The following is a 13,745-nucleotide window of genomic DNA, read 5'->3' on the forward strand; positions in this document are numbered from 1 at the left end:
GGTGGTGCTGAAGGCCCCGTATTTGCTGGATTTCAGGCACAAAAAAAGACGTTCGTGGACGTCTTTAGATGTTGAAGTGGTGGAGCCGGGGGGATTTGAACCCCCGTCCGCCAGTACTCCGCTGTCGGTACTACATGCTTAGCCGTTTCTATTAAGTTAACCCTCAGCGACCCGAAGGGCAGGGTGCTTTGGGCGAGTTGTGTAAGTTTTAGCCGCTTCGTCCACAACGTACTGCACGGCGATTCTGTTCTATATGACAATCACTTTGGGTTTACAGACATCCCCTGGTGATTGCTGGACCCGAAGGTACCAGAAGCTCAGGGCTAAGGCTGCTTACGCAGCGAGAGCGAATTCCTGGCCGTAGTTTTCGTCATTGGCAACTATAAGAAGTTGCAACAGTGGATTTACGAGTTCTGTTACCAACTCGGCATGCACCTAAAGTTTCGCGACCGGCGTCGAATCCTAAACGGCCCCGTGCTTGTAACTCGTTGTTTCATAGTGAGTGACAAGCCTGTGCAGTGTACGCCAAACCGTCACGGAAGGCCAACCCGAAGGTTGGCCTTGAGCGCACGGAGGCGGTTATTGACCGCCTTTCTCACTGTTTTGCAGGTCTTGCAGGGCCTTGGAGGTGATCTCGATGCACTTCTTGTCATCACCTGCCGCATGGGCTGCCTTGGCCTGCGACACGGCGGTGTCTATCTCGCCACTTTTGCCACTGGTGTCGGTGGCGAGCAGGGCTTTGCCGTTGTTGATTTTATCCAGGTTGATTTTGCACAAATCAGGCTCGCCCGCCGCGAAAACAGGGGAGGCCAGCATCGCAGCAGTAATGAACAAGCCAGCAAGAGCGGAACGCTTCATAGGGTATCTCCTTGCGAAAAAGGGCTGGCGTTCAAGGGCTGCCAGCGACATCACTGTTGAGCCTCGTTCGTCGAGGCCTATGCAGATGACTACGCCGGCGCGCAGGGGTTCTGTTTTATTTGCAGGATTGATGCGCGCGGGCCTGGGTCACTCGGTCTACCAGGTACACCAACCCGTGATAATCAATGCCGCCGTGCTGGCTCAGGCCGATCTCGCAGGTGCGGCTGGTGGAGATGCCCTCGCTGCAATGTTGCACCGCGTCCTTGAGGGTGCGCAGTGAGTGGGCGTTGAGCTCCGGGGTGGTGAAGCCTTTGTCGCCGGCAAAGCCGCAGCAATGGATGCCTTCTGGGATTACTACGTTTTTCGAGCAGCGTCGGGCCAGGTCGATCAAAGCCTGGCTTTCTCCCAGGTGCTGGGTGCTGCAGGTGACGTGTACGGCGATCGGCGCGTCCTGGGGGGTGAAATCGAGGCGGTCCATCAAGTGTGTGCGGATGAAGCGTACGGGGTCGTAAAGATCCAGGCGCGTTTCGCCCAGGTCCTGGACCAGACGCAGGGTGCAGGGGCTGGTGTCGCAATAGATGGGGTCGAGCCCGCCACGGCTGGCGTGGAGCAGGGCGCCGATCAGTTCCTGGCGCTTGTGTTCGGCTTGTTCGCTGTAGCCTTTGGAGGCGAATGGTTGGCCGCAGCACAGGCTGTCCTGGTTGTCGGGCGCGACCACTTGGTATCCGGCCTTTTCCAGCAGGCTATGGGTTTTGTCGTACAGAGACATTTGCTCGGTATCACCGGCCGCCGGGCCCATGGCGCGGGAGACGCAGGCGGCCAGGTAGACCACCCGTGGGCGCTGGTCGGCCACCGTTGGGCTGAAGCGAATGGCTTTTTCCGGCTGGGGCATGGCGTTGGTCCACTGCGGGATTTGGCCTTTGGACAGCCTGGTGACGGCGGCTGAAAGCTTGGCCAGGCGCGGCGCGCCGAGCAGCATGCGTGCGCCGTTGGCCACATGCAGGGTAAAGCGCGCGCCTTGCAGTGCCGTGGAGAAATGGGTGGCGAGCCATTCGGCGGTTTTCGTACGGTCGGCTTCGCGGCTGCGTAGTTTTTTCACCAGGTCGCCGGTATTGATTCCCACAGGGCAGCGCTGTGCACACAGGCCCGTGGCGGCACAGGTGTCGATGCCTTGGTACTGGTAGGCGGCTTCCAGTTCGGTGGTGTCGATGCCTTCGCGTTTCTTCGCCTGGATGTCGCGCCAGATCACAATGCGTTGGCGCGGGCTCAGGGTCAGGCCTTTTGACGGACACACCGGCTCACAGAAACCACATTCGATGCACTTATCCACAAGCTCGTCAGCGGCGGGCAGTGGCTTGAGGTGCTTGAGGTGAATCTGCGGGTCTTCGCTGAGCACCACATCCGGGTTGAGGATGCCGTTGGGGTCGAGCAGGCGCTTGAGTTGCCACATGAGTTGGTAGGCGTCGCTGCCCCATTCCCGCTCGACGAAGGGCGCCATATTGCGGCCAGTGCCGTGTTCGGCTTTCAGTGAGCCACCAAATTCCACGGCCACCAGTTGCGCCACGTCGTCCATGAACGCCTGGTAGCGTGCGACTTCTTCCGCGCTGTTGAAGCCTTGGGTGAATACGAAGTGCAGATTGCCTTCCAGGGCGTGTCCGAAAAGGATGGCTTCGTCGTAGTGATGTTTGTCGAACAGCTCGATCAGACGGTTGACGCCGATGGCCAATTGTTCGACCGGGAAGGTGACGTCTTCGATGATCACCGTGGTACCGGTTTTACGTACGGCGCCGACCGCGGGGAAGGTGTCTTTGCGGATGGCCCACAGGCGGGCGTTTTCCGTTGGGTCTTCGGTGAAGGCGACCTGTTGCTCCACGGGAAAGTGGGCCAGGGACGCCATGATCAGCGCCAGCTGTTCGTGCAGCAGTGATGGTGATGCTGCGCGGGATTCGATGAGCAGCGCGCAGGCATTTTCCGATAGATGCTGTACGAACGCCGGCATGCCCGGTTTGTTTTGCACCGAGCGCATACTGCGTCGGTCCAGCAATTCAACGGCGGAGACGGGCTGGGTTTTCAGCACGGTGACCGCATTGCAGCAGGTCTCCACATCCGGAAATACGATCAGCGCCGACGCCTTGTTTGGGTGATCGACCACGGTGTCGTAAGTCACCGCGCTGATGAACCCCAATGTGCCTTCGGAGCCCACCAGCAGATGGCTGAGGATATCCAGGGGGTCATCGAAATCCACCAAGGCGTTGAGTGACAGGCCAGTGGTATTTTTCAGACGGTATTTGTGGCGGATCTTCGCAGCCAATTCAGCATTGGCTCGCGTCTCGCGGCCCAAGGTTGCCAGACGGTCAAGGAGCGCGCCGTGTTGTTCACGAAACGCCGCTACGCTGGCCGTGTCTTCGGTGTCCAGGCGACTGCCGTCGGCCAGAACCAGGCGGATGCCCGCCAGGGTGTGATAGGTGTTTTGCGCCGTGCCGCAGCACATGCCGCTGGCGTTGTTGGCGACGATGCCTCCGATTTTGCAGGCGTTGATAGACGCCGGATCCGGCCCAATCTTGCGCCCGAACGGCGCCAGCCAAGCGTTGGCCTGGGCGCCGATCACGCCGGGTTGCAGGCGGATTTGCGTGCCTTGCCCGCGGATTTCGCGGCCGTTCCAATTGTCGCCGAGCACGATCAATACCGAGTCGCTGATCGCCTGCCCGGAGAGGCTGGTGCCAGCGGCGCGGAAGGTCACCGGCACGCGGTCGCGCTGGGCCATTTGCAGCAAGGCAACGACTTCGTCTTCTGACTCCACGCGGATCACCAGCTGTGGGATCAGTCGGTAAAAGCTGGCGTCGGTGCCGAAAGCGAGGGTGGAAAGAGGGTCGTCAAAACGGCGATCTTTTGGGATCAGTTGTGCGACGTCGCTCAGGAAAGCAGCAGGCAGGCTCATCGGTCCTCCAGAAATAGCTGACGCCGGCGTGGGTGCCCGGCGTCGATTTTTACCCTATTACGTGCAGGTCTCAGTGAACCAGCATACCCGTGAACCAGTAGGCCTGGGCCAAGGTGATCAGCCCGACGATGGTGGCGAAGAACAAACTGTGCTTGAGGGTGAAGCGGAACAGGTCGGATTCCTTGCCCACCAGGCCGGTGGCGGCGCAGGCCACGGCGATCGACTGTGGCGAGATCATCTTGCCGGTTACGCCGCCGCTGGTGTTGGCTGCGACCAGCAGGGTGTCATTCACCCCGATCTGGTGTGCGGTGGTGGCTTGCAGCGAGCTGAACAGGGCGTTGGACGAGGTGTCGGAGCCTGTCAGGAAAACCCCCAGCCAACCCAGGAACGGCGAGAAGAACGGGAACGCTGCGCCGGTGCCGGCCAAAACCAGGGCCATGGTCGAAGACATACCGGAGTAGTTGGTGACAAACGCGAATGCCAGCACCATGCCGATGGACAGGATCGGCCAGCGCAACTCGTAGAAGGTCTCTTTCAAAGTGGTCAGACCAGTTTTTATGTCGATCTTGAGTACCAGCATGGAGATCAGCGCGGAGAAGAAAATCGCGGTGCCGGTTGCCGAGATCGGGTCCAGCTTGAACACGGCCGGAATCGCGGTGGGGTTGGTCACGATTGGCGCAACTTTGATCACCAATTGATCCAGGTGCGGGATCGCGAAGTTGAACACCCAGCTGTACATCGAGCCACCGGCGGCGAACATCGCTTTGAACGGCTTGAGGGTCCAGATAGTGACCAGCACCGTGAGGATCAGGAACGGCGACCAGGCCTTGAAAATCTGCCCCAGGCTGTAGGGCGAGGCGACGGTGTTGCGGGGCTGGCCGAACCCGCCGGCACTGGCGGTGATCGTGGCGCTGGAGGTCGCGCCGGCAATCTGCGCGCCTGCGGTGCGCTTGGGTTGCCAGACTTTCAGGAACAGCGTCAGGGCAATCAGGCTGGCCAGGGCCGAGGTGATGTCCGGTAGTTCCGGGCCAATGAAGTTGGACGTGAAGTACTGGGTCACGGCAAAGCTCAAGCCCGCGACCAGGGCGGCTGGCCAGGTTTCGCGCACGCCGCGCAGGCCATCCATCATGAACACCAGCCAGAACGGTACGAACAGCGAAAGCAGCGGCAGTTGGCGGCCGGTCATGGCGCCGATCTTGAATGCGTCGATGCCGGTGACTTGCCCGGCAACGATGATCGGGATGCCCAGGGCACCGAAGGCGACTGGCGCGGTATTGGCGATCAGGCACAGACCGGCGGCATAGAGCGGGTTGAAACCCAGGCCTACCAGCAGCGCGGCGGTAATTGCCACAGGTGCGCCGAAACCGGCCGCACCTTCGAGGAAGGCGCCAAAACAGAAGCCGATCAGCAGCACCTGCAGGCGCTGGTCGTCGGTGATCGACAGGACCGAGCTGCGGATGACTTCGAACTGGCCACTCTTGACGGTCAGTTTGTAGAGGAACACTGCCGCAACGATGATCCACGCGATAGGCCACAAGCCATAGGCAAAGCCGTAACCGGCGGCGGCCAGTGCCATGTCCACCGGCATCTGGAAGGCGAAGATCGCCACCAGGATCGACAGTGCCAAGGTGATACTGCCGGCCACGTGGCCTTTGAGGCGGAACACGGCCAGGGCCAGGAAGAAGAATACGATCGGGATAACGGCGGCCAATGCGGACAGGCCGAGGCTGCCGAGCGGGCTGTAGAGCTGTTGCCAGGTTTGCATATGGGGTGGCCCCTAATTGTTGTTGGTCAGGCACTGCTAAGTCGATTTGGGTAATTGGTAATACCAATTTACAATCGCTGATGGCTAGGTTAAAAGCCTTCATGGGGATGTGTCAATTTGCCGCCCGCGAAACTTTGGTCGTAGGCCGGTGGCTGGGCAGTGCTGATCGGGCGAAACGAGTGCGTTCTGATAGGTGTCGCGAGTGTTGCGATAGGCGAGAATAGAGGGCCCGGCGAGTGGTCGGGATGGTGGAGAGTGAGTTATGGGGTTTGATCAGGTGCGCCAGCGCCGTTTGTCTGACGATATTGTCGAGCAGCTTGAGGGCATGATCCTTGAGGGCACGCTCAAGTCAGGCGAGCGGTTGCCGGCCGAACGTGCGCTGGCCGAGCAGTTTGGTGTGTCGCGCCCGTCGTTGCGCGAAGCGATCCAGAAGCTGGCGGCCAAGGGGCTGCTGGTCAGTCGCCAGGGTGGTGGCAACTATGTTGCCGAATCCCTGGGGTCGACGTTCAGTGATCCGTTGCTGCACCTGCTGGAAAACAATCCTGAGGCTCAGCGTGATCTGTTGGAGTTTCGCCAGACCCTCGAAGCGTCGTGTGCCTACTACGCCGCGTTGCGCGCCACTGAAGTCGATCGCGAGCGTTTGAAGGCCGCGTTCGAGGCGCTGCAGGATTGTTATACCCGCTCTGATGAAGTGAGTCGGGCAGAAGAGGGGGCGGCGGATGCGAGATTTCACCTGGCCATTGCAGAGGCCAGTCATAACGCCGTGTTGCTGCACACCATTCGGGGCTTGTTCGATTTACTCAAGCGTAACGTGGTGACCAACATTGGCGGCATGTATCAGCAGCGTACGGAAACCCGCGACATGCTGATCAGTCAGCACCGGGATCTGTACCTGGCAATTATCGAAGGGCGGGCGGAGCAGGCGCGTGAAGTGTCTACGCGTCATCTGTTGTATGTGCAGGAAGTGTTGGAGGAGGTGCGTCAGGAGGTTCAGCGTGTAGCGCGAGCAGAGCGGCGTAAGGGGATGTAGCCAGGGGGCAACCCAAGGCTACATCGCTGCAAGGGTTAGTCTTCCTTGCCCTTGTTGCGCACGGCGCGGTGCAGTTCGCGATTGGAGTCGCGTTCGCGCTCGGTATCACGCTTGTCGTATTCCTTTTTGCCCTTGCCCAGGGCGATCTCGCACTTGACCAGGTGCTTGCTCCAGTACCAGGACAGGCAGACGCAGGCATAGCCCTTCTGCTGTACGGCGGCGGCGAGCTTGTCGATTTCGCGGGCGTTGAGCAACAGCTTGCGCGTACGCACCGGGTCGGCAATGACGTGGGTGCTCGCGGTAGTCAGCGGGGTAATGTGACTGCCAAGCAGCCACGCCTCGCCATCCTTGAGCAGCACATAGCTGTCGACCAGCTGAAGCTTGCTGGCACGCAGACTCTTTACTTCCCAGCCGGCCAGGACCAGACCAGCCTCGAAACGGTGTTCGATGAAGTAATCGTGTCGCGCCTTTTTATTTTGCGCGATGGTCCCTGTGGGGTGTTTCTTTTGTTTAGCCATAGGGGCGGCATTATAGGGAGTTGCGAGCGTGTCGGCTACGGTCAACCTGCGTGCTTGAGCGTGTTGGACGAATCCCGGACAATGCGGGCAGTTCTTTGGTTTTTTTCTTTCGCGGATTGAGCTGTTTTTTCGCGATGTTTGCCTCAGCAGTGGAAATGACGCTCACATGACAACGCATATTCAACGTTCGGCGTTGCTGCCCTATCCGGCACAGGCGCTTTATGACCTGGTCAACGACGTGGCGCGTTACCCGGAGTTTCTGCCTTGGTGTTCAACCGCCGAGGTATTGGAAAGCAGTGATGAGCATATGGTCGCCAGTGTTGGCGTGGCGAAGGGTGGCCTAAGCCAGCACTTTGTAACGCGCAATGTGTTGGTGCCGGGTAAATCCATCGAGATGAACCTGCAGGAGGGGCCATTCACGCAGTTGCATGGCGTGTGGGTCTTCAAGGCGCTGACCGATAAGGCCTGCAAGATCAGTCTGGACCTGTCCTTCGATTACGCCGGGCCGATTGTGCGCGCGACATTGGGGCCGTTGTTCAATCAGGCGGCCAATACCCTGGTGGATGCATTCTGTCAGCGAGCCAAGCAACTGCATGGTTGAGATCGAGGTGGTGTATGCCGCGGTCGACCGCCAGGCTTTATTGGCGGTTGCGGTGCCAGAGGGCACTAGCTTGCGGGCGGCGGTCCAGGCGTCGGGAATAGCGGCGACGTTTCCTGAGCTGGATCTGGCGAGTTGTCCCCTGGGGATATTCGGCAGGGTGGTCGCGCAGGCTGATGTGCGTGCTGTGCAGGCGGGGGATCGTATCGAGATTTATCGGGCTTTGCTGGCAGATCCTAAAGAAGCGCGCAGGCTGCGCGCCGCGAAAGCGGCCCTTGCCAGGCGCCAAGGTTCATAAGCTCGTCAATCAGCAGATAGCAAAAAGCCCGGCATGCCGGGCTTTTTGTTGGGCGCCGCATAGTTACTGCGGGCTGGTGTCCAGAGGCTGTGGCGTCGGGACGGGTACAGTTTCCACGCCGTCGACGTCTTTCTGGATCTTGTCGAGCAGAGAGCCAGGCTTGGCGGGGACTTCAGACTTGGGCTTCTCGGCATCCTGCGCTGGCGCAGTCACGTTGGTGCCGTTGTCTTTGCCAAGCAAGGCTTCATCACGGCTCACGCCGGGCATGAAGTCGCCGGACAGGCTCACGAGCTGGTCATTGCCATTGAAAATGACGCTGACGCGCTCCTGTTGGCGTTCACCGCCACCAGGCTGGAGGCTATAGAGATAATCCCAGCGATCGGCATGGAAAGTGTCGGTCAGCAGGGGATTGCCCATGATAAACCGTACTTGCCGTCGGGTCATTCCCGGGCGTAACTGGTCTATCATGTCCTGCGTGACGACATTGCCCTGCTGGATGTCGATTTTGTAAACCCCGGGGAATGAACAACCGGCGAGTGCGAGCAGTCCCACAAAGGTGAAACTGGTTAGCAAGAGCTTGGTGTTTTGCATCGGTGGGCGACTTCCACTATCTTGGCTGGGACAACGTAAACGCCGATCATACCCGTATTAAGAGAAGCTGCGAAGCAGCATCCGCGAGAAAGCTAACCATGGTTGAAAATAGCGAACTACGCAAAGCCGGTCTTAAAGTGACTCTGCCACGAGTCAAGATTCTACAAATGCTCGATTCTGCTGAGCAGCGCCACATGAGTGCCGAGGATGTTTACAAGGCGTTGATGGAGTCTAACGAGGACGTTGGCCTGGCCACGGTTTACCGTGTGCTGACCCAGTTTGAAGCCGCAGGGCTGGTGGTTCGTCATAATTTCGACGGCGGTCATGCAGTGTTCGAACTGGCTGACGGTGGTCATCACGACCACATGGTTGACCTGGATACCAACGAGGTTATCGAGTTCACCAGCCCTGAGATCGAAGCGCTGCAGCATAAGATTGCTGAGGAGCATGGATTCGATCTGGTGGACCACAATCTCGTGTTGTACATCCGTAAGAAAAAGTAAAAAGCGACGCAGATTTGCTCTGCAGAACGATCGAAGGCGACCTCAGGGTCGCCTTCGTGCTTTCTATAAGAAGAGAAAACGGCCGGTTCAGGCTTTCGTCGCCACAACCATCTTCTTTGCGTGGGCCAAGGACTCTTTGGTCAGATCTATTCCCCCGAGCATCCGTGCTACTTCCTCCACGCGTTCCGACTTGTTCAGCTTTGACACGGCCGTGTGCGTCGCATCGCTACCTCGCACCTTATGTACAAACAGGTGCTGATGCCCCTGAGCGGCCACTTGCGGCAGGTGAGTCACGGTAAGTACCTGGCCTCGGTCGCCCAGTCGGCGCAACAGTTGGCCAACAATTTCTGCGGTAGGCCCGCCAATTCCCACGTCCACTTCATCGAACACCAGTGTCGGTACCCGTGAGGTTTGCGCGGTAATCACCTGGATCGCCAGGCTGATCCGCGAAAGTTCGCCCCCTGACGCCACTTTTGCCAGCGCCTTGAGCGGTTGCCCAGGGTTGGCGCTGACCAGAAGCTCGACTTGTTCAAGGCCGTGTGGCTGCAGTTCATTGTTGGCGTTGGCCCGAAGTTCAATGGTGAAGCGCCCGCCGGGCATGCCCAGGCGTTGAATCTCTTGCTCCACGGCGCTTGCCAGGCTGGTAGCGGCTTGCTGGCGTAGGTCGCTCAGTTCGCGGGCCTTTTCCTGGTAGTGGCGCGCGTAGGAGGCGAGCTCGTCGCCCAACCGCTCGATGGATTCGTCGTTCGCATTCAGGGTTTCGATTTCATCCAGCAGTTTCTGCTGCAGCGTTGCTACTTCGGTTGGCTGGATGCGGTGTTTGCGCGCAAGCGTATAGATAGTGTCCAGGCGCTCTTCTATTTCCTGCAGGCGGGCTGGGTCGGCGTCGAAGTGATCGAGGAAGCGATTCAGCTCGCCGACGGCTTCTTCTACTTGAATCTGTGCGCTGGTCAGCAGAGTGGTGGCTTCGTTCAATGAGCCCGAAGCGCTATTCACGCTGGACAGGCGATTGAGGCTGGCGGTCAGAGCATTGAGCACGTTGCCGGAGTCGCTTTCGCTGCATTGCTCCACCACTTGGCGGCAGATGCCCAGCAGCGTTTCGGCGTTTGTCAGGTTCTTGTGTTCCTGTTCGAGCTGTTCCAGCTCGGTCTCACCCAGGCCCAGGCTTTCCAGTTCTTCAAGCTGATAGCTGAGCAATTGATGGCGGGCACGCTGCTCGTCGCCGGAGTTGGAAAGGCGCTCCAGTTCCTGGCGGGTTTGGCGCCAGCGCTGGGCGGCGAGCTGTACTTGCCTGGCAAGGTCGGTGGCGCCGGCATACTCGTCCAGCAGACGGCGGTGCGTGTCGGTTTTCAACAGGGATTGGTGTTCGTGCTGGCTGTGGATGTCGATCAGCAGCTCGCCCAGTGCTTTCAAGTCACCCAGAGGGCAGGGCGTTCCGTTGATATAGCCGCGCGAACGTCCCTCTGCGGTGATCACTCGGCGCAGGATGCATGGGCCTTCATTATTAAGGTCGCGCTCGGCCAGCCACGCTTCGGCTTCAGGAATGTCTGCCAGATCGAAGGTGGCCAGGATGTCGGCTTTGTCCGCGCCAGGGCGCACCACGCCGCTGTCCGCGCGATCACCCAGGGTCAGGCCCAGGGCGTCGAGCATGATCGACTTGCCGGCGCCGGTTTCGCCTGTGATTACGCTCATTCCGCGATCCAGTTCCAGATCCAGATGTTCAACGATGGCGTAGTTATGTACGGACAGGTGCACGAGCATGGCGGCCGCTCCAAGGCGTTAGGTCTGGTTATTTATACAGTGTTTTGTTCAGGGCTGACAATCCTGGCTCTTAGCTCGATTTGCTTGATTGGCAGCTTTTTTTAGCGCATTGGGGAATGGTCGCGCAGGAATTGATCCCGCTCCCAGGAAGACTTTTGGTAACGCCTGCGCCCTTGAACCTGGAAATTGTGGCCCCATATACCGGAACAGAAGCGCGAGTTAGGTTCGCGCATGATTTTGAAAGGAGAAAACTATGGCTGACGAACAGACGCAGGATACGCAAACTCCAGACGCCAATTCGGCTGCCGGTGATGAGCTGGCGACTCGTGTGCAAGTGCTCGAAGAGCAATTGGCTGCTGCGCAGGATCAGTCTTTGCGTGTTGCCGCCGATCTGCAGAACGTCCGCCGTCGTGCCGAGCAGGATGTAGAGAAGGCGCACAAATTTGCGCTGGAAAAATTCGCCAACGACTTGCTGCCGATCATCGACAGCCTGGAGCGTGGCCTTGAATTGTCCAACCCGGACGACGAAAACATCCGCCCAATGCGCGAAGGGATCGAACTGACCCTGAAAATGTTCCAGGACACCCTGAAGCGTTATCAGTTGGAAGCCATCGACCCACAAGGCGGCGAGCCGTTCAACGCTGAGCATCACCAAGCCATGGCCATGCAGGAAAGTCATGACCTGGAGCCGAACAGCGTGCTGAAAACGTTTCAGAAGGGTTACCTGCTGAACGGTCGCTTGCTGCGCCCGGCAATGGTTGTGGTGAGCAAGGCTCCTGCACCGGTTGCACCTTCTATTGACGAGCAGGCTTGAAATCCGCCGCAAGGCCCCCATTTATAAGTCAAGCGTTTAAGTGCTACCGCAGTTAGCCACAACTGCTGCGGCAACCAAATTCAAGTTTCGGGAGAGTAAATCATGGGCAAAATTATCGGTATCGACCTGGGGACCACCAACTCGTGTGTCTCCGTTCTGGAAAACGGTAAAGCTAAAGTTATCGAAAACGCCGAAGGCGCGCGTACCACGCCGTCGATCATTGCTTACGCCAATGACGGTGAAATCCTCGTAGGTCAGTCGGCCAAGCGCCAGGCTGTGACCAACCCGCACAACACCCTGTACGCGGTAAAGCGTCTGATCGGTCGTAAGTTCGACGAAGAAGTCGTACAAAAAGACATCAAGATGGTGCCGTACAAAATCGCCAAGGCTGACAACGGTGACGCCTGGGTTGAAGTGAACGGCCAGAAAATGTCCGCTCCACAGATCTCGGCTGAAGTCTTGAAAAAGATGAAGAAAACCGCCGAAGACTACCTGGGCGAGACAGTGACTGAAGCGGTCATCACCGTTCCGGCCTACTTCAACGACAGCCAGCGTCAGGCGACCAAAGACGCCGGCCGCATCGCGGGCCTGGACGTAAAACGTATCATCAACGAGCCAACCGCAGCGGCTCTGGCTTACGGTATGGACAAGGCCAAAGGCGACCACACTGTGATCGTTTATGACCTGGGTGGCGGTACTTTCGACGTCTCCGTGATCGAGATCGCTGAAGTTGACGGCGAGCACCAGTTCGAAGTGTTGGCCACCAACGGCGACACCTTCCTGGGTGGTGAAGACTTTGACATTCGTCTGATCGACTACCTCGTTGACGAATTCAAGAAAGAAAGCGGCATGAACCTCAAGGGTGACCCGCTGGCAATGCAGCGCCTGAAAGAAGCCGCTGAAAAAGCCAAGATCGAACTGTCGTCCAGCAACGCGACCGACGTGAACCTGCCGTACATCACTGCAGACGCCACCGGTCCTAAGCACTTGAACGTGAAGATTTCTCGCGCCAAGTTGGAATCGCTGGTTGAAGACCTGGTTCAGCGCACCATCGAGCCTTGCCGTATCGCTCTGAAAGACGCAGGCATCGACGTTGGTTCCATCAACGACGTGATCCTGGTGGGCGGTCAGACCCGTATGCCACTGGTACAGCAAAAAGTTACCGAGTTCTTCGGCAAGGAAGCACGTAAAGACGTGAACCCGGACGAAGCGGTTGCCATGGGTGCTGCCATCCAGGGCGCGGTATTGGCCGGCGACGTGAAAGACGTGTTGCTGCTGGACGTGAGCCCGCTGACCCTGGGTATCGAAACCATGGGCGGCGTGATGACTGCGCTGATCGAGAAAAACACCACGATTCCTACCAAGAAATCGCAAGTGTTCTCGACTGCCGATGACAATCAGGGCGCGGTGACCATTCACGTCCTGCAGGGTGAGCGCAAACAGGCTGCTCAGAACAAGTCTTTGGGCAAGTTCGACCTGGCTGAGATTCCACCAGCACCGCGCGGCGTGCCGCAAATCGAAGTGACCTTCGACATCGACGCCAACGGCATCCTGCACGTCGGCGCGAAAGACAAGGCCACTGGTAAAGAGCAGAAGATCACGATCAAGGCCAACTCCGGTCTGTCTGATGAAGAAATTCAACAGATGATTCGTGATGCTGAAGCCAACGCTGACGCAGACGCCAAGTTTGCAGAGCTGGCTGGCGCTCGTAACCAAGGCGATGCGCTGGTTCACTCGACGCGCAAAATGGTTGCTGATGCTGGCGACAAAGTAACTGCCGAAGAGAAGACCGCGATCGAGGCTGCTGTGGTTGCCCTGGAAGCCGCCATCAAAGGCGACGACAAGGCTGCCATCGAAGCCAAGGTTGAGGAGCTGTCGAAAGTCTCCGCGCCGGTTGCTCAAAAAATGTACGCCGAACAACAGGCTCAGCCTGAGGGCGGCGCGCAACAGGCAGAGCCTGAAGCCAAGCATGACGATGTTGTCGATGCTGAGTTTGAAGAAGTCAAAGACCAGAAGTAAGTTGGTCGCCCGGTTGACCGCTATCAAGCGGTGACTGGTAGGATGTCGCCGC

12 protein-coding genes and 1 other RNA gene are annotated in these 13,745 nt (G+C 58.6%); 6 read left to right on the plus strand and 7 right to left on the minus strand.

All coding sequences use genetic code 11. The features are described 5' to 3' along the window. Positions 1–77: 77 nt before the first annotated feature. The 4 genes from ssrA to DYL59_RS19040 all read right to left on the minus strand — a co-directional run bounded on the left by ssrA (position 78) and on the right by DYL59_RS19040 (position 5,561). Positions 78–474, minus strand: a transfer-messenger RNA (tmRNA) gene (gene ssrA, locus DYL59_RS19025). A 105-nt stretch (positions 475–579) separates the two neighbouring features. Then, a complete protein-coding gene (locus DYL59_RS19030) occupies positions 580–858 on the minus strand; it encodes a hypothetical protein (protein ID WP_010206635.1) in 279 nt (92 codons plus the stop codon). A 115-nt stretch (positions 859–973) separates the two neighbouring features. Continuing rightward, positions 974–3,796: an FAD-binding and (Fe-S)-binding domain-containing protein gene (locus tag DYL59_RS19035; RefSeq protein ID WP_135290557.1), complete on the minus strand. Its 2,823-nt coding sequence runs from the start codon at positions 3,794–3,796 to the stop codon at positions 974–976. Positions 3,797–3,866: 70 nt separating this feature from the next. After that, positions 3,867–5,561: a lactate permease LctP family transporter gene (locus DYL59_RS19040; protein ID WP_135290558.1), complete on the minus strand. Its 1,695-nt coding sequence runs from the start codon at positions 5,559–5,561 to the stop codon at positions 3,867–3,869. Positions 5,562–5,823: 262 nt separating this feature from the next. Here DYL59_RS19040 and DYL59_RS19045 point away from each other — a divergent pair, with 262 nt between their 5' ends. Further along, a complete protein-coding gene (locus DYL59_RS19045) occupies positions 5,824–6,591 on the plus strand; it encodes an FCD domain-containing protein (protein ID WP_135290559.1) in 768 nt (255 codons plus the stop codon). 35 nt (positions 6,592–6,626) lie between these two features. Here DYL59_RS19045 and smpB read toward each other — a convergent pair whose 3' ends face one another. After that, positions 6,627–7,109 (minus strand): SsrA-binding protein SmpB, encoded by a 483-nt coding sequence (smpB, locus tag DYL59_RS19050; RefSeq protein WP_025857098.1) that lies wholly within the window; start codon positions 7,107–7,109, stop codon positions 6,627–6,629. Between the two features lie 166 nt (positions 7,110–7,275). On the opposite strand from smpB, the gene DYL59_RS19055 reads away from it, so the two are divergent. Continuing rightward, on the plus strand, positions 7,276–7,710 hold the full coding sequence (locus tag DYL59_RS19055) for a type II toxin-antitoxin system RatA family toxin (protein ID WP_005791512.1): 435 nt from the start codon (positions 7,276–7,278) through the stop codon (positions 7,708–7,710). Continuing rightward, positions 7,703–8,005, plus strand: a complete 303-nt coding sequence (locus tag DYL59_RS19060; protein ID WP_135290560.1) for an RnfH family protein — start codon at positions 7,703–7,705, stop codon at positions 8,003–8,005. Before DYL59_RS19055 ends, DYL59_RS19060 begins: the two co-directional genes overlap by 8 nt. A 63-nt stretch (positions 8,006–8,068) precedes the next feature. Here DYL59_RS19060 and DYL59_RS19065 read toward each other — a convergent pair whose 3' ends face one another. Next, on the minus strand, positions 8,069–8,596 hold the full coding sequence (locus tag DYL59_RS19065) for an outer membrane protein assembly factor BamE (RefSeq protein ID WP_101273043.1): 528 nt from the start codon (positions 8,594–8,596) through the stop codon (positions 8,069–8,071). Positions 8,597–8,694: 98 nt separating this feature from the next. Between DYL59_RS19065 and fur the strand changes: the two genes are divergently transcribed. Further along, the gene (gene fur, locus DYL59_RS19070) at positions 8,695–9,099 is read left to right on the plus strand and encodes a ferric iron uptake transcriptional regulator (RefSeq protein ID WP_003194220.1); all 405 of its coding nucleotides are present in this window, start codon (positions 8,695–8,697) and stop codon (positions 9,097–9,099) included. A gap of 87 nt (positions 9,100–9,186) precedes the next feature. Here the strand turns inward: fur and recN are convergent, their stop codons facing one another. Then, the gene (gene recN / locus DYL59_RS19075) at positions 9,187–10,860 is read right to left on the minus strand and encodes a DNA repair protein RecN (RefSeq protein ID WP_135290561.1); all 1,674 of its coding nucleotides are present in this window, start codon (positions 10,858–10,860) and stop codon (positions 9,187–9,189) included. A 253-nt stretch (positions 10,861–11,113) separates the two neighbouring features. Here recN and grpE point away from each other — a divergent pair, with 253 nt between their 5' ends. Both grpE and dnaK read left to right on the plus strand, forming a co-directional pair. Continuing rightward, the gene (gene grpE / locus DYL59_RS19080; protein ID WP_135290562.1) at positions 11,114–11,674 is read left to right on the plus strand and encodes a nucleotide exchange factor GrpE; all 561 of its coding nucleotides are present in this window, start codon (positions 11,114–11,116) and stop codon (positions 11,672–11,674) included. Positions 11,675–11,776: 102 nt separating this feature from the next. Then, entirely contained in the window at positions 11,777–13,693 is a 1,917-nt protein-coding gene (gene dnaK, locus DYL59_RS19085) for a molecular chaperone DnaK (RefSeq protein ID WP_135290563.1), read from the plus strand. Positions 13,694–13,745 lie beyond the last annotated feature (52 nt).

Origin of the sequence: Pseudomonas kairouanensis, from assembly GCF_004682055.1 — a bacterium.
Classification (GTDB): domain Bacteria; phylum Pseudomonadota; class Gammaproteobacteria; order Pseudomonadales; family Pseudomonadaceae; genus Aquipseudomonas; species Aquipseudomonas kairouanensis.

Coding starts and splice junctions, on each gene's coding strand:
- DYL59_RS19030 (WP_010206635.1), bottom strand. CDS start 858: ATGAAGCGTTCCGCTCTTGCTGGCTTGTTCATTACTGCTGCGATGCTG.
- DYL59_RS19035 (WP_135290557.1), bottom strand. CDS start 3,796: ATGAGCCTGCCTGCTGCTTTCCTGAGCGACGTCGCACAACTGATCCCA.
- DYL59_RS19040 (WP_135290558.1), bottom strand. CDS start 5,561: ATGCAAACCTGGCAACAGCTCTACAGCCCGCTCGGCAGCCTCGGCCTG.
- DYL59_RS19045 (WP_135290559.1), top strand. CDS start 5,824: ATGGGGTTTGATCAGGTGCGCCAGCGCCGTTTGTCTGACGATATTGTC.
- smpB (WP_025857098.1), bottom strand. CDS start 7,109: ATGGCTAAACAAAAGAAACACCCCACAGGGACCATCGCGCAAAATAAA.
- DYL59_RS19055 (WP_005791512.1), top strand. CDS start 7,276: ATGACAACGCATATTCAACGTTCGGCGTTGCTGCCCTATCCGGCACAG.
- DYL59_RS19060 (WP_135290560.1), top strand. CDS start 7,703: ATGGTTGAGATCGAGGTGGTGTATGCCGCGGTCGACCGCCAGGCTTTA.
- DYL59_RS19065 (WP_101273043.1), bottom strand. CDS start 8,596: ATGCAAAACACCAAGCTCTTGCTAACCAGTTTCACCTTTGTGGGACTG.
- fur (WP_003194220.1), top strand. CDS start 8,695: ATGGTTGAAAATAGCGAACTACGCAAAGCCGGTCTTAAAGTGACTCTG.
- recN (WP_135290561.1), bottom strand. CDS start 10,860: ATGCTCGTGCACCTGTCCGTACATAACTACGCCATCGTTGAACATCTG.
- grpE (WP_135290562.1), top strand. CDS start 11,114: ATGGCTGACGAACAGACGCAGGATACGCAAACTCCAGACGCCAATTCG.
- dnaK (WP_135290563.1), top strand. CDS start 11,777: ATGGGCAAAATTATCGGTATCGACCTGGGGACCACCAACTCGTGTGTC.